This window comes from Rathayibacter sp. VKM Ac-2927 (assembly GCF_022815525.1).
GTDB lineage: Bacteria > Actinomycetota > Actinomycetes > Actinomycetales > Microbacteriaceae > Rathayibacter > Rathayibacter festucae.
In genome coordinates, this window is sequence record NZ_JALGRT010000001.1 from 876,494 (window position 1) to 893,914 (window position 17,421).

Genomic DNA, 17,421 nt, shown 5'->3' on the forward strand with positions numbered 1-17,421 from the left:
GCGGGTGCCCGGGCCGCCGCGGGCCCCGGCGTAGAGTGACGCGATGATCTCCGAGGTGCGCCACGACGAGGACCGGTCCCAGTACACGCTGTGGGTCGACGGCGAGAACGTCGGCCTCGCCGACTACGCGGTCCGCGGCGCGGACGTGGTCTTCCTGCACACCGAGATCGCGCCCGAGCACCGGCACGAGGGCCTCGGCGACCGCCTGGTCGAGGCGGCCCTGGACGACGCGCACGAGCGCGGGGCGCACGTCGTCCCGCTCTGCCCCTTCGTCGCCGACTTCATCGCCGAGCACCCGGACTACCAGGAGCTCCTCGCGAGCTGAGCGGAGCGGAGCCCGCGCCCCGGAGGGCGCCCCGCCTCACGGCACCCGGCGCAGCCACTCCGGCGTCGAGTACTTCGACGTCACGAGCTCCTCGGCCTCCGCGTACTCCTCGGCCGTCAGGTCGCCCGCGGTCCCGCCGTGCAGCTGGACGAACGTCGCCTTCATCCGCTCGATGATCTCGGCGCGGCTGAGCCCGGTCTGGCTGCGCAGCGGGTCGACGCGCTTGACCGCGGAGGCGATGCCCTTGTCGGAGAGCTTCTCGCGTCCGATCCGCAGCACCTGCACCATCTTCTCGGCGTCGATGTCGTAGCTCATCGTCACGTGGTGCAGGACGGCGCCGGAGCCGAGCCGCTTCTGCGCCGCTCCGCCGATCTTGCCCGAGGGCGAGGTGATGTCGTTGAGCGGCTGGTAGACCGCGTCGATGCCGAGCGACTGCAGCGCGCTGACGGCCCACTCGTCGAGGAAGGCGTAGGAGTCGGCGAAGGTGAGGCCCTGCACCAGGTCGCCGGGCACGTAGAGGGAGTAGGTGACGACGCTGCCCGCCTCCATGAACATCGCGCCGCCGCCGGAGATGCGGCGGACGACCTCGACGCCGAACTTCTCGGCGTTCTCGAGGTCGACCTCGTTGCGCAGCGACTGGAAGCTGCCGATGACCACGGCGGGCTGGTCCCACTCCCAGATCCGCAGGGTCGGCTCGCGGCGCCCCTCGCCGACGGCGGCGGTGAGCACTTCGTCGAGCGCGAGGTGCATCGACGGCGAGACCGCCTTCGCGTGCACGATGCGCCAGTCGTAGTCGCGCCAGCTGGTCGCCTTCTGCAGCGAGCGCCGGATCGCGACCGCGACGGCCTCGGGCGTGAAGCCGAGCAGCACCGCGTCGGCCGGCAGCGCCTGCCGGATCGCGGCGGCGATCGTCTTCGCGTCGCTCTCGGCGGGGAGCCCCACGACCGCGCGGTCGATGTCGTCGAGCGCCGTGTCGGGCTCGAGGAAGAAGTCGCCCGCCAGCCGGAAGCCGGCGAACCTCCCGTCGACGACGTCGAGGTCGACGACCACGAGCTTTCCACCGGGGACCTTGTACTCGCCATGCATGACGTCAGCCTAGGCCGGAGGAGCGACGTCCTCCCCTGCCGCCGGGAACCGCTCGTCGAGCCAGCCGACCAGGTCGGCCGTGACCTCGACGCGGTTGAGCTCCTGGAACAGCTCGTGCCGCGCCTCCGGGTACACCCGCACGCTGACGTCTCTGTAGCCCGCGCGGCGCCGGTAGGCCTGCGCCAGCGCCCGCACCGAGCGCTCGCCGCCGAGCGTGTCGTCGGCGCCGACCACGAGCAGCAGCGGCAGGGGATGCTCGGGCCGCCGCGCGGGCCGGCCGATCAGCCGGAGCGTCTCGCGCAGCCCGATCCGCTTCGCGAGCGGAGTGGTGAAGGTCAGCGGGTCGTCGTGGAAGAGCTGCCAGACCGCCGGGTCGCGCGAGAGCCACTCGAGCCCGAGCCCGCCGGGCACCCGGTGCCGGCGGGCCAGATCGCCGGCATTCATGTAGCCGGGCAGCCGGTAGGCCGTGCCGCTGAGGATCAGGGCCGTGTAGTCGGCGGAGCGGTGGTCGACGATCCGCTGCGCCATCAGCGAGCCCCAGGAGTGGCCGAGCAGGACGATCGGGACGCCGCAGTTCTCCCCGGCGAGCTCGCGGGTGAGCCGGTTGATCGCCTCCTCCGCCGCGCGCAGACCGCCCGGCCCGAGCCGGCCGAGCTCGGCGACGTCGCCGCCGTGCTGCTCGAGGCCGGTCCGCCCGTGCCCGCGGTGGTCGTCGGCGGCGACGGCGTAGCCCGCGGCGACCAGCGCCTCGGCGAGCTCGACGTAGCGGCCGGAGTGCTCGCCGACGCCGTGCGCGATCTGCACGATCGCCCTCGGGCGCGGGTGCGACCACCAGCGCCAGTGGATCGTCACGCCGTAGGCGTCCTGGAAGGTCCTGTCGACCGCGGTGCCGGGCATGGGACCAGTGTGGCCCTCCGGCCGCTGAGCGCGAAGACGAGCGGAGGAACTGAGAAGATACTCACGATCCGTCGGACAACGGTCCCGCCCGCCCGCCCGATCGCTAGCGTTCTACCGCCGTGCGGAGCCCCCACGTCCGTCCCCATCCCCCATCTCGAGCGAGGCCAGCCCCCACATGACCGTGTCGCCCCTGATCTGGACCCTGACGATCGTCTTCATCGTCCTGCTCCTGCTCTTCGACTTCTTCTTCCACGTGCGCAAGGCGCACGAGCCGACCCTCAAGGAGTCGGCGCTCTGGTCGGCCCTCTACGTCGGCATCGCCGTGCTCTTCGGCGTCGGCGTCCTCGTCTTCGGCGGACCGACCCCGGGCTCCGAGTACTTCGCCGGCTACATCACGGAGAAGGCGCTGTCGGTCGACAACCTCTTCGTCTTCCTCATCATCATGGCGAGCTTCAAGGTGCCGCGCGCCGACCAGCAGAAGGTGCTGCTCTTCGGCATCGTCTTCGCGCTGATCGCCCGCACCGGCTTCATCTTCCTCGGCGCCGCGCTGATCAACTCCTTCGCCTGGATCTTCTACCTCTTCGGCCTGATCCTGCTGCTGACGGCGTTCAACCTGGTGAAGCCCGGCGACGAGCACGCCGGCGACAACGTGATGGTCCGCCTCGCCAAGCGCGTCTTCAAGACGAGCGACCAGTACGACGGCGACAAGTTCTACACCCACATCGACGGCAAGAAGGTCCTCACGCCGATGATCCTGGTGATGGCGGCGATCGGCGGCACGGACATCCTGTTCGCCCTCGACAGCGTCCCCGCGATCTTCGGCCTCACCAGCGACGTCTTCCTGGTCTTCACCGCCACGGCGTTCTCGCTGCTCGGCCTGCGTCAGCTCTACTTCCTGATCGACGGCCTGCTCGACCGCCTCGTCTACCTCAGCTACGGCCTCGCCGCGATCCTCGCCTTCATCGGCGTGAAGCTGATCCTGCACGCGCTGCACGAGAACAACCTGCCGTTCATCAACGGCGGCGAGCACGTCGAGGTCTTCGAGATCGGCACCGGCCTCTCGCTCACCGTGATCATCGGAGTCCTGGCCGTCACGGTCATCGCCTCGCTGGTCAGCCCGAAGGGCCGCCGCATGGCCGCCGAGGCCGCGGAGCGCAAGCGCGTGGCCGCAGCAGCGGGCGCGGATGTCGAAGCCGGGCACTGACCTGCAGAACTGAGGCTGGGACGCCGATCCGGGGAGGAATCCCCCGGATCGTGCGTCCCGGCCTTCGTTGTGCCGCTACTTCGCTCGGTACCGGTGCTCGGGGCGGCCCGTCGTCCCGTAGCTGAGGGTCATCTCCACCAGGCCGCGGCCGGCGAGCCCCGAGAGGTAGCGCTGCGCGGTCGCGCGGGAGATGCCGGCGCGCTCCGCGACGTCGAGCGCCGAGAGCTCCGCGCCCGACTCGGACAGGCGCGCCAGCACCAGCTGCTCCGTCGCGGAGCGAGACGGCTGGGTCGCCGCCGCATCGCCCGAGTGCAAGATGCGCAGTGCCCGCTCCACCGCCTCCTGGTCGGCGACCCGGTCCTCGCGCAGCACGTTGCGGAAGCGCACGTAGGCGTCGAGGCGCTCGCCGAGCAGACGCGCGTCGAACGGCTTGATCAGGTAGCCGAGGGCCCCCGCGTGCAGGGCCCTCCGCACCGTCGCTCCGTCGGAGGCCGCGCTCACCACGAACGCGTCCGTCTCCAGCTCGCGCAGCAGCGCGATCCCGCTCTGGTCCGGCAGGTGCACGTCGAGCAGCAGCAGGTCCGGCGCGTGCTCGAGCACCGCCGCCCGCGCCGCCCGGGCGGTGTGCACCGGCGGCAGCGCCCGCAGGCCCTGCCGGGTGTCGACCAGATCGGCGTGCAGCTGCGCCACCCGGAAGTCGTCGTCGACGACGAGCACGCTGCGCTCCTGCTGATCCGGGGTCATCGGTCCTCCTCCTCGTCGGGCAGTTCGTCATTCAGCAGCTCCTCGTCGGGCGGCAGCACCGCGCCCGGCAGCCGCGCGCAGAGCACCGCCCCGGAGGACTCGCCACCGGCGTCCGCCAGCCACACCTCGCCGCCGCGCCGCGCCGCGACCTCGCGGCAGAGCGGCAGCCCGAAGCCGCGGCCGTGCACGCGGTCGTCGTCCTCCCCCACCGCTCCCGGCCCGCGGGCGAAGAGCGACTCCGGGTCCGCGACGCCGTCCCCCGAGTCGGCGACCGTCACGAACAGCGCGTCCCCGTCGTCGAGCAGCTCGACCTCGACGAAGCGGACGTCCCGGCTCCCCTCGACCGCCGCGCGCACCGCGTTGTCGACGAGGTTGCCGACCACCGTCGCGACGTCCTCCGGCTCGATCACCGTCCCGCGCACCAGCGTCTCCTCGCCGAGGGTCAGCAGCACGCCGCGCTCGGCCGCCTCGATCCCCTTCGCGCCGACCAGCGCCTGGAGGTACGGCTCCTGCAGCCGGTCGGCGTGCTGCACCGGGTACTTCAGCGGCCCGCGGGTCAGCACCTCGTCGAGGTACTCGCGCGCCGAGCCGGTCCGACCGGCGTCGAGCAGCCCGGCGACCACGTGCAGCCGGTTCGCGAACTCGTGCCGCTGCACCCGCAGCGCGTTGGTCATCGCGCCGACGGCGTCGAGGCGCCGGCTGAGCGCGGCGAGCGCCGTCCGATCGCGCAGCACCACGACGACGCCGAGATCGCGGTCGCCCCGGGTCACCCGCCGGATGTCGACGTAGACGATGCGGGAGCGCACGACGAAGCCCTCCTCGCCGGTCCCGCGGGAGGGCTCCGTCGAGGCGAGGGCCGCGGCGATCGCGTCGGCCAGCGGCTGCGGCAGCCCGAGGTCGCCCAGCGCGCGGCCGTGCAGCGCCCGCCCGGTCGGGTCCTCCGAGCCGAGGATCGCGGCGGCGCGCGCGTTGCAGACGCCGACCCGCCCGTCGCGGTCGAGGGCGAGCACCCCCTCGTCGACCCCGTCGAGCACCGCGGCCTGGTCCTGCACCAGCGCGGTGAGCTCCTCCGGCGCGAGGCCGAGCGTCAGCCGCAGCAGCCGGCGCCGGATGAAGACGGAGGCGACGGCCGCGAGCACGAGCCCGGCGAGCGCCGCCGCCAGCACGCCAAGCAGCGCGGTCGGCAGGTCGTCGAAGACGCTGGAGCGGGCGAAGCCGATGCTCACCTCGCCGACCACGCGCGCGCCGTCCGGCCCGTAGACCGGCACCTTCGCCCGCGCGGACTCGCCGAGCGTGCCGGTGCCCCAGGACACCGACTCCCGGCCGGCGAGCGCCTCCTCCGCACTCGTCGAGACCACCTCGCCGAGCCGCTCGGGGTCGGGGTGGGCCAGCCGGATGCCGCGGTCGTCGGTGATCACGACGAAGAGCGCGCCGGTGCGCTCCTCCACCGCCTCGGCGGCGGTCTCGAGCGTCCCGCCCTCCAGCTCGGCCCGGGAGGGCACGGCCGGGTCGGCGGAGGACGCGGCGACCGCGTTGCGCACGTCGGCGTCCTCGGCGACGGTGCGGGCGATGGCGAGCGCCGTCTCCTCCGCCTCGCCCTGCAGCTGCTGCACGCTCAGCGCCGTGACGAGCCCCGCGCAGACCAGGACGGCCGCCGTGACCGTTGCGAGCTGCAGCACGAGCACGTGGGTCGCGAAGCGCATCGAACTCCTCGTCGTCGAGACGGTCGGGCCGGTCGAGCACCTTCGGTCCGGTCGGGATGCGCAGAATGCGCAGAACCCACACTATGCGCAGATCGCGCGCTAATGAGCGATACCCGGGCCGGGCGCCGGGGGCTGCCTAGTGTGTCCACGACCTGGAGAGCCCGCCGCGGGATCCCGGACGCACGACGACGAAGGAGTCAGCAGTGTTGGTAGTACTCGGATTCACGATGATCCTGGCCTTCATGGCCCTGATCATGACCAAGCGGCTCACGCCCATGGTCGCCCTGATCGTCGTCCCGACGATCTTCGGGCTCTTCGCCGGCGCCGGTCTCGGCATCGGCGACATGGTGCTCGAGGCGATCGGCAGCCTCGCGCCCACGGCCGCGCTGCTGATGTTCGCGATCATGTACTTCGGCATCATGATCGACGTCGGCCTCTTCGACCCGCTGATCCGCTTCATCGTCCGCGCGCTCGGCGACGACCCGGCCAAGGTCGTCCTCGGCACCGCGCTGCTCGCCGGCGCGGTCTCGCTCGACGGTGACGGCTCGACCACCTTCATCGTGACCACCGCCGCGATGCTGCCGATCTACCTCCGCCTCGGGATGAACCCCGTCGTCCTCACCTGCGTCGCCGGCCTCGCCAACGGCACGCTCAACATCGTCCCCTGGGGCGGCCCCACGGTGCGCGCCGCCGCGGCGCTGCAGGTCTCGCCGAGCGAGATCTTCGTGCCGATGCTGCCCTCGCTCGCCGTCGGCCTCGCCGTCACGCTCGTCTTCTCCTGGTTCCTCGGACTCGGCGAGCGCCGCCGCCTCGGCTCGCTCGCTCTCGCCGAGCCGATGCTCGAGCAGGAGCTCGTCGGCGCCGGCTCGTCCCGCGGCGGCGCGGCCCGCTCCGGCTCCTCGCGCACCGGCGGCCTCGCCGCCCTCACCGGCGGCATCCGCACCGTCGCCCGCGAGCGCTTCTCCTTCCTCCGCGGCCCGGAGTCGCTGCGCGGCGCCCAGGTCGCCGTCGCCGCCCGCGTCCAGGCCGACGACGCGGACACCGCGATGGCCGACACCATGCTCGACCCCGAGCGCGAGACCCTCCGCCCGAAGCTGATCTGGGTCAACCTCGTGCTGACCCTCGCCGTGATGACCCTCCTCGTTTCCGACGTCCTCCCGCTCCCCTACGTCTTCATGGTCGGCTCCGCGGTCGCGCTGCTGATCAACTTCCCGAAGATGAAGGACCAGGCGTCCGAGATCGTCAAGCACGCGCCGAGCATCGTCGGCGTCGTCTCGATGGTCCTCGCGGCCGGCGTGCTGATCGGCGTCCTCAACGGCACCGGCATGGTCGACGCGATGGCCGAGTGGGTCGTCGACGTCATCCCGCCCGCGCTCGGCCCGTTCCTCGCTGTGATCACCGGCGTGCTGAGCATCCCGATGACCTTCTTCATGTCGAACGACGCCTTCTACTACGGCATCCTCCCGGTGCTCTCCGAGAGCGCCGCGCAGTACGGCATCGACCCGGTCGAGATGGCCCGCGCGTCGATCACCGGCCAGCCCGTCCACCTGCAGAGCCCGCTCGTGCCGGCGATCCTGCTGCTGGTCTCGCTCGCCGCGGTCAACCTGGGCGACCACCACCGCAAGGTCCTCTGGCGCGCGGTGATCGTGTCGCTGGTGATGCTCGCGGTCGGGGTCCTGGTCGGAGCGATCCCGTTCGGCTGATCCGCCGCCTCCTGAATGCAGGACATCAGCCAGGAAGGGCCGTCATCCGCGATCAGCGATGACACCCCTTCCTGGCTGATGTCCTGTCGCCACCGCCCGCCGTCAGCCCAGCAGCGGCGCCAGGTTCTCCGTCCAGACGTCGAAGCCGAGCTTCACGATCAGCGCCCCGACGACCACGAGGAACGCGATCCGGATGAACCGGCTGCCCTTCGCCACCGCCATCCGCGAGCCGAGGTAGGCGCCCGCCACGTTCGCGAGCCCCATGAACAGCCCGAGCAGCCAGATCACGTGGCCGCCCGGCACGAAGTACAGCAGCGCACCGAGGTTCGTCGCGACGTTGACGATCTTCGCCTTCGCGCTCGCGAGCAGGAAGTCGTAGCCCAGCGCCGTGATCAGCGCGATGATCAGGAACGTCCCGGTCCCCGGTCCGATCAGCCCGTCGTAGAAGCCGATGACGAGCCCGAGCACCCCCGCGGTCACCAGGTGCCGACGCCCGGCGTGCTTGAGCGCGGTGACAGCGCCCATCGCGGGCCGTGCGATCGTCACCACGGCCACGACGATCAGCGCGACGACGATGATCGGCTTGAACACCGAGGCGGGCAGCAGCCCCGCGAGGTTCGCTCCCCCGTAACTGCCGGCCAGCGCCACCGCCGCCATCGGCAGCGCCGTCCGCAGGTCCGGCCTCGCCCGCCGGTAGAAGGTGATCGCGCTCGTCGTCGTCCCGAAGATCGAGGCGAGCTTGTTGGTCGCGAGCGCCTGCACGGGCGAGATGCCCGGCACGAGCAGCAGGGCGGGGAGTTGGAGCAGGCCGCCGCCACCCACCACCGCGTCGATCCAGCCCGCGGCGAACGCGGCCAGGATCATCAGCAGGATGACGGGGAGGGCGAGGTCCTCGGTGAACGTCAGCATCGGTCGGAAGCGTATCCGGCCGCCGCCACCCCCTCGACCCGGGCGTCGCGCCACCCTAGGGTCGGCGGCATGCGATTCGGACTCTTCATCCCCCAGGGCTGGCGCCACGACCTCGTCGGCATCGATCCCGCCGACCAGTGGCGCACCATGCGCGACCTCGCCCAGCACGCCGACGCCGGCCCGTGGGAGTCGGTGTGGGTCTACGACCACTTCCACACCGTCCCGGTGGTGACGGAGGAGGCGACCCACGAGGCGTGGACGCTGATGGCCGCGTTCGCCGCCGCCACCTCGCGGGTGCGGCTCGGCCAGATGTGCACCTGCATGAGCTACCGCAACCCCGCGCACCTCGCCAAGATCGCCACCACCGTCGACATCGTCTCCGGCGGCCGGGTGGAGATGGGCATCGGCGGCGGCTGGTACGAGCACGAGTGGCGCGCCTACGGCTACGGCTTCCCGCCGATCGCCGAGCGCCTCGGCCGCCTCGACGAGGGCGTGCAGATCATGCGCCAGGCCTGGACCGAGGGCGTCTCGACCCTCGACGGCCGCTACTACCAGGTGGACGGCGCGGTGAACCGCCCGCTCCCCCTGCAGGACGGCGGGATTCCGCTGTGGGTCGCCGGCGGCGGCGAGAAGGTGACGCTGCGCATCGCGGCGCAGTACGCGCAGTACACCAACTTCGCGGGCGCCCCGGAGGCGTTCGAGCACAAGAGCGCCGTCCTCCGCGGCCACTGCGAGCGGCTCGGCACCGACTACTCCGCGATCACCCGCAGCTCCAACTACAACGTGATGATCGCCGAGACGGAGGCGGAGGTCGAGAAGGGCCTGCAGCGCCTGGAGCAGCGCGTCACCCCCGCCCTCGGCGCCGAGGCGGCCGCGGCGTTCGTGGCGGAGTACCGCAGCCCCGACGCCCTCGCGGTCGGCACCCCCGCGCAGATCGTCGACCGCCTCGGCGACATGCGCGACCGCGGCATGGACTACGCGATCACGTACTTCCCGGACGCCGCCTACGACCGCTCCGGCCTCGAGCTCTTCGAGCGCGACGTCGTCCCGCACCTGTCCTGACCCGCGCCGTCGATCCGTCGCGAACGGCTCTCGCCACACGGGCGGGACGACCGTTCCTGACGGATCGGCAGCGCGCCTACGCCTCGCCCGCGCGGTCCGCAAGTCCCTGCGTCGGGGCGGGCCGCGCGCCTACGGTCGAGGCATGGACGCACAGGACATCCGCTGGAACGACGAAGCCCGCGACAAGATCCTCGAGGACTCGGACAGGGTCCTCCGCGAGGCGGTGCTCGACCTCGCGAAGACCAAGAAGGGCGAGCCCTGGGAGGACGTCTTCGCCGAGCTCAACGCACGACTGAAAGATCAGTTCATCGACTTCGAGCCCGGCCCGGACCTCCGCAAGTACGCCGAGGCCGTCTCCGCGGGAGAGATCGAGTCGTGAGCGCCGACGACGGCGACACCGGCCGAGCCGTGGACCCGGCGCTCGCCGACGAGCTGGCCTCGATCCGCGCCGTCGGCGAGGGCCGCCGCGGCGACGCCGCCGACGAGTCGGACGTCGAGCACGGCGACCCGCAGACCGTCGAGCAGGTCGAGCAGGAGCTCAAGGGCGGCCTCGACCTCGACTGACCGAACGCAGAACGCAGAAGGCCCGCTCCCCTCCAGGGCACGGGCCTTCCTGCGTTTTGAGCCGACGACGAAGCTCACTCCGCCGGTACAGCGCACGTGCGGTCCGACGCCTTCTGACCGGTGACGCCAGGGAGCGGATCGGCGTCCGGCGCGACGGCGCCGGTCGCGACGGGCGCGGCTGCTTCCGGCACCGCGGGCGATTCTTCGGCGCCGCTCTCCGCCCCCTCGACTCCCTGCGGCGCCGCGGGGGTGAACGGGACGTCGTCGCGCACCTTAGCCATCAGGTCAGGGCCGAGCGACGGGTCCGGCACGACCTTCCCGGGGAAGTCGGAATCGCCGGTGCTGCCCGGGTACTGCACGAAGACCAGCCGATCGAGTTCCACGTCCTTCAGTGCGAGGGCGAGCCCGATCAATGTCCGGGGCTCGGTCATCGACGTCGACAGGTGCATCGCGTGCGACGCCGCATGCGCCAGTCCGTACAGGGCGCGCCGGCGTCCGAGAGCGTGCCGGACGACTTCACCTTCCTCATCAGCGAGGACAGGAACTGCTGCTGCGACGAGATCCGGGCCAGGTCGCTGCCGTCCCCGACGCCATGCCGCGTCCGCAGGAACGCGAGCGCTGTCGCACCGGAGACCGTGCTCGTCCCGGCGGGGAGATCGAGCCCCGAATCCGTGTCCCGCACGGCTTCCGTCAGGCAGATGTCGACGCCGCCCACCGCGTCGCTCATCTCGATGACACCCTGGAAGGAGATCCAGCCGGCGTAGGGGATGTCCAGTCCGGTCAGCTGCTCCACCGAGCGGTTGACGCAGGCGAGCCCGCCGGCCGAGAACGTGGAGTTCAGCGGCACGTCGCCCTCCCCCGCCGTGACGACCCCCGTCTCCGGATCGGTGCAGTCGGGCCGGTTGACGAGAAGGTCGCGGGGCAGCGAGACGACGACCGCGCTCCGGTGGTCGCGCGCGACGTGCAGGAGGATGTTGACGTCGTTCAGCGTCGCGTCCCTGCCGCCGTACTCGTTGCCCTGCGCCGCGTCGTTGTCCGCCCCGACGACGAGCAGGTTGAAGCCGCCCTCCACCTCGCCGATCGGACGCGGCGTCGCCGACGCGGACAGTGCCGCTCCGACGTCGAGATCGACGGCGTTCTCCGCGACGGTGCGGCCGATGCTCGCCGCCGCGATGGCGCCCACGGACCCGCAGCCCACGACGAGCACGGCGACCACGGAGACCACGACCCTCACCACATCCCGCGCCGCGGACCTTCGGCGCAGCCGGCCGTGCCGGACCGGCACCGCACTCGAGCGCCTCACAGGCGGCGACTCCGTCGCTTCCGCGCGCTTCCGCGCGACCGCCACTCGACCGCATCTGCGTCAGGAGCCGGAACTCGAACGAGGGCCCAGCCGCCCGGGTACCTCTGCCTCATGCTCCGTACTTGTTGTTGAGTGCCTGAGCGATGTCCCGGTAGTCCTCCGGGCCGAGCGAGCCGTTGACCGTCGCGCGGCCGCTGCCGTAGTGACCGCCGAAACGCTCGAGCCCCCGGGTCGTCTCCTGATCCAGGACGCCGGGGAAGGACCCGGAGGAGTAGAAGAGCTGGCCTTTGAGATGCCTCTCCACGCCGACCCAGCTGTTGCGCCCGAGGTCTCCATCGATCGGGCCGCTGTAGCCGCCATCGGCGGCGTAGCACTGGAGGAGCTTCCAGAAGTTCGTTCCGGGGACGCCATCGGATTCCGTCGACGTCCTCGGAAGTTGACGGTTGCAGACCGACGGCGCCGCTTCCGCAGGTGTGCCTGCACCGACGGGGACTGCCACGGCGATGATCGCGGCGAGGACGGTCTTCTTGAGCGGTGAACGGAATGACATCTTTGCCCGATCCTGGTCAGCAGCCGGCGGGTTCGAGTCCTCCCCCACCACGGGAGAAAGCTCCCGCTCGAAAAGGAATACCATCTGCGTATGGTTCCTTCGAGTGCTGTCGCGAAACGCGGCCCGTCCAGGCGAACCCCGCGCTGGGCGCGACGCGCGCCGGCGACGAGAACGCAGGAAGGCCCGCTCCCCGGTGAGGGAGCGGGCCTTCCGATCGTGCCGGGCGAGCGGCGGGTGACTACGCCGAGAGGCGCTCGTAGTCGGTGTAGCCCTCGGCGCCGCCGCCGTAGACGGTCTCCTGGACGAGCTCGTTCTCGGGGTGGCCGCCCTGCCAGCGCTCGACGAGGTCGGGGTTGGCCATGACCGGACGGCCCACCGCGACGGCGTCGGCGTGGCCGTCGCTGATCAGCGCGGTCGCCTCCTCGCGGGAGGTCGGGCTGCCGAAGCCGCTGTTCGCGACGAAGACGCCGCCGAAGCGGGTGCGCAGGTCCTGGACCAGCTCGCCGGCCGGCTCGGCGTGCAGGACGCTGAGGTAGGCGAGGCCCAGCGGCGCGAGGCCGTCGACGACCGCCTCGTAGGTGGCGCGCACGTCGGCCTCGTCGGTCTCGACGACGTCCTGGATGTTGTGCGCGGGCGAGAGGCGGATGCCGACGCGGCCGGCACCGATCTCCTCGGCGACCGCGCGGGTGACCTCGACCACGAACGCGGCGCGGGCGGCGGGGCTTCCGCCGTAGGCGTCGGTGCGGACGTTGGAGACCGGCGAGAGGAACTCGTGCAGCAGGTAGCCGTTGGCTCCGTGCACCTCGACGCCGTCGAAGCCGGCGTCGACGGCGCGGCGGGCACCGGCGACGAACTCGTCCCGGACAGTGGCGAGCTCCTCGGTGGTCAGCGCGTGCGGCACCGGGAACGGCTTCTTCTCGCCGCTCGGGACGCGGACCTCGCCGCCGATCGCGACGGCGCTCGGCGCGACGATGCGGTCGGTGCCGGTGACGTCGGTGTGCGTGACGCGCCCGCCGTTCATGACCTGCATCACGATGCGGCCGCCGGCGGCGTGCACGGCGTCGGCGACGCCCTTCCAGCCCTCGGCCTGCTCGGCGGTGACGATGCCGGGCTGGCCCGGGTACGCCTTCGACTCGGCGCTCGGGAAGACGCCCTCGCTGATGATCAGGCCGAGGGAGGCGCGCTGGGCGTAGTGCTCGGCGATGAGGTCGCCGGGGACGCCCTGCTCGTCGGCGCGCAGGCGCGTCATCGGCGCCATCACGAGGCGGTTCGGCAGCTCGAGGTCGCCGGCGGTGAGGGGGGAGAAGGGATCCACGGATCGCCTTTCGATCGGAGAGCGGGGGGAGGGCACGTCACCGTTCCCGGGACGCACCCCGGAGGCAACGGTGCCCAGCGCTCGCGCATTCCGCCTCCCGGCGTTCTCCCACCCACGGTGCGCCGGGACGGGCGCGAACATGCTGGTCGAGTAGCCGCGGAGCGGCGTATCGAGACCTGCCGTCACCGACAGGGCGGTTCGCAGACTCGCCCTGTGACGCTGGTGGATCTCGATACGCCCGCTGCGCGGGCTACTCGATCAGCATGGTCAGGAGCACGACGCGACAGCACCTCACGCCATCCGGGACGGACGCTCGTCGCCCGGCCTACAGTGCTGCTGTTCCCTGCGCCGGATGAAGGAGTCGAGCTGATGACCACAGACCTCACCGAGTTCACGATCGGCATCCTGGCCGATGACGAGACCGTCGAGAGAATGCGTCTCGCTCTGCTCGCGGTACTCGAGAACAACGAGTTCCGCGACCTGCCCTGGACGTTCTCCGTCTCGCCAGACCCGGACCTGCGCGGCCGGTAGGGTCACCTGCTCGTCGAGGCGGCGGTCAGAGCCGCCGGCATGGACGGCCCCGCTCGAAGCGCGTGATCGCGCGAGTCATGCTGGTCGAGTAGCCGCGGAGCGGCATATCGAGACCCGCCGTCACCGACAGAGCGGTCTGCGGACTCGCCCTGTGACGCCGGTGGATCTCGATACGCCCGCGGCGCGGGCTACTCGATCAGCAGGGGGCTGCTCGCTCCGGCTCCCACTCCCCCGCTCCCTCCTCTCGGACAGCCCTCGCTCGGGTGACACCCGGGCTGTCTACACTCGGGAGGCGAACGACGAGGGAGTGCGCGATGCCGAACGATTCATCCCCGACGAGGGCCGCGGCCCGCCGGGGCGCCCGCCGATCGCCGATCGCAGCGCTCCTCGCCCTGCTCGCCGCCGTCGCGCTCGCGGTCGTGCCGGCCGCCGGTGCCGCGGCCGAGCCGCCCGCGACGCTCGGCTCCTCCGTCGTCCTCGACTCGGCCGGAGTCCTCAGCTCAGCGGAGATCGGCGACATCGAGGCCGCCTCCGCCCAGCTCTACCAGGAGCACAGCGTCCAGCTCTTCGTCGCCTACGTCGACACCTTCACCGGCACGACCGGCGACGAGCGCTGGTCGGACGCGACCGCCGAGCTCAACGGACTCGGCACGAACGACGTCCTCCTCGCCGTCGCGGTCGGGTCCCGGCAGTACCAGGTGTCCGTCGACAACGGCTTCGCCCTCAACGCAGGCCAGGTCTCGGCGCTGGAGACCGACGACATCGAGCCGCAGCTCGTCGACGGTGACTGGGCGGGCGCCGCGGTCGCCGCCGCCCAGGGCATCGGCACCCGCCTCGACGCCCCGAGCGCGGGCGAGTCGCTCGGCTCCGGCCTGCTGGTCGTCCTCGCCGTGCTCGCCGGGCTGGTCGTCGTCGGCGTGATCGTCCGGCTCCTCGTCCGCCGCACGCGCCGCCGGAAGGCCGCCGAGGCGGTCGAGGCGTCGATCGACGAGCTCGCCACCCGCGCCGGCTCCGCCCTCGTGCACGCGGACGACGCCGTCCGCACCAGCGAGCAGGAGGTCGGCTTCGCGGAGGCGCAGTTCGGCTCGGACGCGACCGGCCCCTTCCGCGAGGCGCTCACGACCGCGAAGCGGCTCCTCGGCGAGGCCTTCGCCCTCCAGCAGCGGCTCGACGACGCGGAGCCGGAGACCGACCAGGAGCGCCGCGACGGCTACGGCCGGATCCTGCAGCTCTGCGCCGACGCCGAGCAGGTGCTGGACGAGAAGGCGGAGGCCTTCGAGGAGCTCCGCGCCCTCGAGAAGAACGCCCCGGAGGTGGCCGCCCGCCTGACCGCGCGCACCGCGGAGGTCCGGGCCCGCCTCTCCCCCACCCGCGCCCTGCTCGCCGACCTCTCCACCCGCTACGCCCCGACCGCGATCGACGACGTGGAGGACGACGCCGACCAGGCCGAGGACCGCCTCCGCTTCGCCGACGACCAGGTGACCGAGGCGCGGACGGCGCTCACCGCCGGCGACTCGGGCCGCGCGGCCGTGCTCCTGCGCGCCGGCCAGCAGGCGGCCGAGCAGGCCTCGGGCCTCCTCGACGCCGTCGCCACCCGCGCCACCGATCTGCAGGAGGCGGAGCGCACCCTCGCGGGGCGGGTCGCCGAGATCCGCGCCGACGTCGCCCAGGGCCGCACGATCGTGGCGGCGGGCGACTCCGCCGACGCCGCGAGCGCACCCCTCGTCGCGAACGTGCAGTCCGCGGTCGCCACGACGGAGGCCGCCCTCGACGCCGTGGAGCGCGACGCCGCCGCGAGCCCTCGCGACCCGCTCGCGCTGCTGGAGCGCCTGACGGCGGCCGACGCGACCATCGACGCCGCGGTCGGCGGCTACCGCGACGCCCAGGCGCAGCGCGAGCGCCAGCGGGCCGCCCTCGCCGCCGAGATCGGCGCCGCCCGCAGCCGTGTGTCCGCCGCGGAGGACTTCATCGCCGCCCGGCGCGGGGCCGTCGGCTCGCAGGCGCGCACCCGCGTCGCCGAGGCCGCGCGCTCGGCGGAGTACGCCGCGCAGATCGCGGCCACCGACCCGGCCGAGGCGCTCGCCTCCGCCCAGCGCGCCTCCGCCCTCGCGCAGCAGGCGCTCCAGGCCGCCCGCTCCGACGCGAGCGCCTACTCCGCCCCCGGCCTCGGCGGCGGCTACGGCGGCAACACCACCGGCGCCTTCCTCGGCGGCATCCTCGTCGAATCGCTCCTCGGCGGCGGCGGCCGGCGCTCCGGCTACCGCTCCGGCGGCTTCGGCGGCGGCGGCTTCGGGGGCGGCGGCGGTTTCGGCGGCGGCGGCTCCCGTCGCTCCTCCGGCGGCGGCTTCGGCGGCGGTGGCGGCGGTGGCGGCGGCGGCCGTCGCGGCGGCGGCGGACGCTTCTGATCCGCTCCGGACCACCCGCTCGATCCGACGACCCCACTCACAGACCCCGGGCCCGCATCCGCTCGGCCCCCCGCCCGCAAGCACCTCACCCAAGGAGAGACAGCATGGCCCAGAAACAGTCGATCTTCGGCCGCATCGCGCAGCTCGCGAAGGCCAACATCAACGCGCTCCTCGATCAGGCCGAGGACCCGCAGAAGATGCTGGATCAGATGGTCCGCGACTACACCGACAGCATCCGCGACGCCGAGGCCGCCATCGCGCAGACCATCGGAAACCTCCGCCTGCTCGAGGACGACTACCGCGAGGACGTCCAGAACGCCGACGAGTGGGGCGGCAAGGCCCTCGCTGCGAGCCGCAAGGCCGACGAGCTGCGCACCTCCGGCAACGCCGGCGACGCCGACAAGTTCGACGCGCTCGCCAAGGTCGCCCTGACCCGCCAGATCCAGTCCGAGAAGGAGGCGAAGGACGCCGAGCCGACCATCGCCTCGCAGACCGAGGTCGTCGACAAGCTCAAGTCGGGCCTCAACCAGATGCGCGAGAAGCTGAACCAGCTCTCCTCCAAGCGCGACGAGCTGATCGCCCGCTCGAAGACCGTCGAGGCCCAGTCGCAGGTCCAGGACGCGATCAAGAGCATCGACATCATGGACCCGACCAGCGAGGTCAGCCGCTTCGAGCAGAAGATCCGCCGCGAGGAGGCCCGCGTCCGGGGCGCCGAGGAGCTCGCCTCCTCGAGCCTCGACGCGCAGTTCGAATCGCTCGAGGACCTCGGCGAGATGACCGAGGTCGAGGCGCGCCTGGCCGCCCTCAAGTCGGGCCGTCCGCAGGACTCGATCGGCTCCTGACCGCGCGGGGAGCTCCGGGCCGACGATCGCCTGGTCGGCCCGGAGTTCTCCTCATCGCATACCCCCTCCGGCATGCCTCTCGAAGACTGGCAATCGCCCTGATGCGGGGCCGCGCGGCACCCCATAGTGTTGACCTCGGTCGCCCCGGAACCCGGTTGGCCGCAGCCTCGTCCGGCCCCTACCGACGCGGTGAACACCATGAGCGGACCCGGACCTCCCGGGGATCGCTCACCGAGCGGCCGTCGACGAGGACGGCCACCCCGAACGAGCGAGGCGCC

At 72.4% G+C, this 17,421-nt stretch carries 18 protein-coding genes; 9 read left to right on the top strand and 9 right to left on the bottom strand.

Annotated features, from left to right (window positions below):
• Positions 1 to 43 precede the first annotated feature (43 nt).
• A complete protein-coding gene (locus tag MT353_RS04195; protein WP_123701984.1) occupies positions 44 to 325 on the top strand; it encodes a GNAT family N-acetyltransferase in 282 nt (93 codons plus the stop codon).
• Positions 326 to 361: 36 nt separating this feature from the next.
• Here MT353_RS04195 and MT353_RS04200 read toward each other — a convergent pair whose 3' ends face one another.
• Together MT353_RS04200 and MT353_RS04205 are read right to left on the bottom strand one after the other, a co-directional pair.
• Entirely contained in the window at positions 362 to 1,411 is a 1,050-nt protein-coding gene (locus tag MT353_RS04200) for a biotin/lipoate A/B protein ligase family protein (protein ID WP_243623660.1), read from the bottom strand.
• 9 nt (positions 1,412 to 1,420) lie between these two features.
• On the bottom strand, positions 1,421 to 2,308 hold the full coding sequence (locus MT353_RS04205; protein WP_243623661.1) for an alpha/beta fold hydrolase: 888 nt from the start codon (positions 2,306 to 2,308) through the stop codon (positions 1,421 to 1,423).
• 175 nt (positions 2,309 to 2,483) lie between these two features.
• On the opposite strand from MT353_RS04205, the gene MT353_RS04210 reads away from it, so the two are divergent.
• Complete coding sequence (locus tag MT353_RS04210) at positions 2,484 to 3,512, top strand: TerC family protein (RefSeq protein ID WP_123734970.1); 1,029 nt, start codon at positions 2,484 to 2,486, stop codon at positions 3,510 to 3,512.
• A 75-nt stretch (positions 3,513 to 3,587) separates the two neighbouring features.
• Here MT353_RS04210 and MT353_RS04215 read toward each other — a convergent pair whose 3' ends face one another.
• Both MT353_RS04215 and MT353_RS04220 read right to left on the bottom strand, forming a co-directional pair.
• Positions 3,588 to 4,256: a response regulator gene (locus MT353_RS04215; protein ID WP_243615297.1), complete on the bottom strand. Its 669-nt coding sequence runs from the start codon at positions 4,254 to 4,256 to the stop codon at positions 3,588 to 3,590.
• Positions 4,253 to 5,959, bottom strand: coding sequence for a sensor histidine kinase (locus MT353_RS04220; protein ID WP_243623662.1), 1,707 nt, complete (start codon positions 5,957 to 5,959; stop codon positions 4,253 to 4,255). Before MT353_RS04220 ends, MT353_RS04215 begins: the two co-directional genes overlap by 4 nt.
• Before the next feature lie 227 nt (positions 5,960 to 6,186).
• On the opposite strand from MT353_RS04220, the gene MT353_RS04225 reads away from it, so the two are divergent.
• On the top strand, positions 6,187 to 7,662 hold the full coding sequence (locus tag MT353_RS04225; RefSeq protein WP_243623781.1) for a CitMHS family transporter: 1,476 nt from the start codon (positions 6,187 to 6,189) through the stop codon (positions 7,660 to 7,662).
• A gap of 102 nt (positions 7,663 to 7,764) precedes the next feature.
• Here MT353_RS04225 and MT353_RS04230 read toward each other — a convergent pair whose 3' ends face one another.
• On the bottom strand, positions 7,765 to 8,571 hold the full coding sequence (locus MT353_RS04230; RefSeq protein WP_243623663.1) for a TSUP family transporter: 807 nt from the start codon (positions 8,569 to 8,571) through the stop codon (positions 7,765 to 7,767).
• Between the two features lie 69 nt (positions 8,572 to 8,640).
• Here MT353_RS04230 and MT353_RS04235 point away from each other — a divergent pair, with 69 nt between their 5' ends.
• The 3 genes from MT353_RS04235 to MT353_RS04245 all read left to right on the top strand — a co-directional run bounded on the left by MT353_RS04235 (position 8,641) and on the right by MT353_RS04245 (position 10,197).
• Positions 8,641 to 9,633, top strand: coding sequence for an LLM class F420-dependent oxidoreductase (locus tag MT353_RS04235; protein WP_243600505.1), 993 nt, complete (start codon positions 8,641 to 8,643; stop codon positions 9,631 to 9,633).
• A 142-nt stretch (positions 9,634 to 9,775) separates the two neighbouring features.
• Positions 9,776 to 10,012 carry a hypothetical protein gene (locus tag MT353_RS04240; protein WP_123444967.1) on the top strand — a complete coding sequence of 79 codons (237 nt, stop codon included), beginning with the start codon at positions 9,776 to 9,778 and terminating at the stop codon, positions 10,010 to 10,012.
• On the top strand, positions 10,009 to 10,197 hold the full coding sequence (locus MT353_RS04245) for a hypothetical protein (protein ID WP_123444966.1): 189 nt from the start codon (positions 10,009 to 10,011) through the stop codon (positions 10,195 to 10,197). The genes MT353_RS04240 and MT353_RS04245 overlap by 4 nt, the downstream gene beginning before the upstream one ends.
• 74 nt (positions 10,198 to 10,271) lie before the next feature.
• On the opposite strand, the gene MT353_RS04250 is transcribed toward MT353_RS04245, so the two are convergent.
• From MT353_RS04250 to MT353_RS04265, 4 genes are all read right to left on the bottom strand, one after another.
• Positions 10,272 to 10,628: a hypothetical protein gene (locus MT353_RS04250; RefSeq protein WP_243623664.1), complete on the bottom strand. Its 357-nt coding sequence runs from the start codon at positions 10,626 to 10,628 to the stop codon at positions 10,272 to 10,274.
• Positions 10,625 to 11,422, bottom strand: a complete 798-nt coding sequence (locus tag MT353_RS04255) for an LCP family protein (RefSeq protein ID WP_243623665.1) — start codon at positions 11,420 to 11,422, stop codon at positions 10,625 to 10,627. Before MT353_RS04255 ends, MT353_RS04250 begins: the two co-directional genes overlap by 4 nt.
• A gap of 187 nt (positions 11,423 to 11,609) precedes the next feature.
• Entirely contained in the window at positions 11,610 to 12,134 is a 525-nt protein-coding gene (locus tag MT353_RS04260) for a hypothetical protein (RefSeq protein WP_123444964.1), read from the bottom strand.
• Between the two features lie 154 nt (positions 12,135 to 12,288).
• Complete coding sequence (locus MT353_RS04265) at positions 12,289 to 13,365, bottom strand: alkene reductase (protein WP_243623666.1); 1,077 nt, start codon at positions 13,363 to 13,365, stop codon at positions 12,289 to 12,291.
• 369 nt (positions 13,366 to 13,734) lie between these two features.
• Between MT353_RS04265 and MT353_RS04270 the strand changes: the two genes are divergently transcribed.
• The 3 genes from MT353_RS04270 to MT353_RS04280 all read left to right on the top strand — a co-directional run bounded on the left by MT353_RS04270 (position 13,735) and on the right by MT353_RS04280 (position 17,143).
• Positions 13,735 to 13,896: a hypothetical protein gene (locus MT353_RS04270; protein ID WP_243600502.1), complete on the top strand. Its 162-nt coding sequence runs from the start codon at positions 13,735 to 13,737 to the stop codon at positions 13,894 to 13,896.
• A 314-nt stretch (positions 13,897 to 14,210) separates the two neighbouring features.
• Positions 14,211 to 16,301 carry a TPM domain-containing protein gene (locus MT353_RS04275; RefSeq protein ID WP_243623667.1) on the top strand — a complete coding sequence of 697 codons (2,091 nt, stop codon included), beginning with the start codon at positions 14,211 to 14,213 and terminating at the stop codon, positions 16,299 to 16,301.
• Positions 16,302 to 16,405: 104 nt separating this feature from the next.
• On the top strand, positions 16,406 to 17,143 hold the full coding sequence (locus MT353_RS04280) for a PspA/IM30 family protein (protein WP_123444961.1): 738 nt from the start codon (positions 16,406 to 16,408) through the stop codon (positions 17,141 to 17,143).
• Positions 17,144 to 17,421: the final 278 nt, after the last annotated feature.

What these genes read in the sequence shown, in the direction of transcription:
- MT353_RS04230 (WP_243623663.1), bottom strand. Translation starts at nt 8,571, where the DNA reads ATGCTGACGTTCACCGAGGACCTCGCCCTCCCCGTCATCCTGCTGATG.
- MT353_RS04215 (WP_243615297.1), bottom strand. Translation starts at nt 4,256, where the DNA reads ATGACCCCGGATCAGCAGGAGCGCAGCGTGCTCGTCGTCGACGACGAC.
- MT353_RS04270 (WP_243600502.1), top strand. Translation starts at nt 13,735, where the DNA reads ATGACCACAGACCTCACCGAGTTCACGATCGGCATCCTGGCCGATGAC.
- MT353_RS04220 (WP_243623662.1), bottom strand. Translation starts at nt 5,959, where the DNA reads ATGCGCTTCGCGACCCACGTGCTCGTGCTGCAGCTCGCAACGGTCACG.
- MT353_RS04260 (WP_123444964.1), bottom strand. Translation starts at nt 12,134, where the DNA reads ATGGTATTCCTTTTCGAGCGGGAGCTTTCTCCCGTGGTGGGGGAGGAC.
- MT353_RS04250 (WP_243623664.1), bottom strand. Translation starts at nt 10,628, where the DNA reads ATGACCGAGCCCCGGACATTGATCGGGCTCGCCCTCGCACTGAAGGAC.
- MT353_RS04240 (WP_123444967.1), top strand. Translation starts at nt 9,776, where the DNA reads ATGGACGCACAGGACATCCGCTGGAACGACGAAGCCCGCGACAAGATC.
- MT353_RS04225 (WP_243623781.1), top strand. Translation starts at nt 6,187, where the DNA reads ATGATCCTGGCCTTCATGGCCCTGATCATGACCAAGCGGCTCACGCCC.
- MT353_RS04195 (WP_123701984.1), top strand. Translation starts at nt 44, where the DNA reads ATGATCTCCGAGGTGCGCCACGACGAGGACCGGTCCCAGTACACGCTG.
- MT353_RS04280 (WP_123444961.1), top strand. Translation starts at nt 16,406, where the DNA reads ATGGCCCAGAAACAGTCGATCTTCGGCCGCATCGCGCAGCTCGCGAAG.
- MT353_RS04235 (WP_243600505.1), top strand. Translation starts at nt 8,641, where the DNA reads ATGCGATTCGGACTCTTCATCCCCCAGGGCTGGCGCCACGACCTCGTC.
- MT353_RS04210 (WP_123734970.1), top strand. Translation starts at nt 2,484, where the DNA reads ATGACCGTGTCGCCCCTGATCTGGACCCTGACGATCGTCTTCATCGTC.
- MT353_RS04275 (WP_243623667.1), top strand. Translation starts at nt 14,211, where the DNA reads ATGCCGAACGATTCATCCCCGACGAGGGCCGCGGCCCGCCGGGGCGCC.
- MT353_RS04200 (WP_243623660.1), bottom strand. Translation starts at nt 1,411, where the DNA reads ATGCATGGCGAGTACAAGGTCCCCGGTGGAAAGCTCGTGGTCGTCGAC.
- MT353_RS04205 (WP_243623661.1), bottom strand. Translation starts at nt 2,308, where the DNA reads ATGCCCGGCACCGCGGTCGACAGGACCTTCCAGGACGCCTACGGCGTG.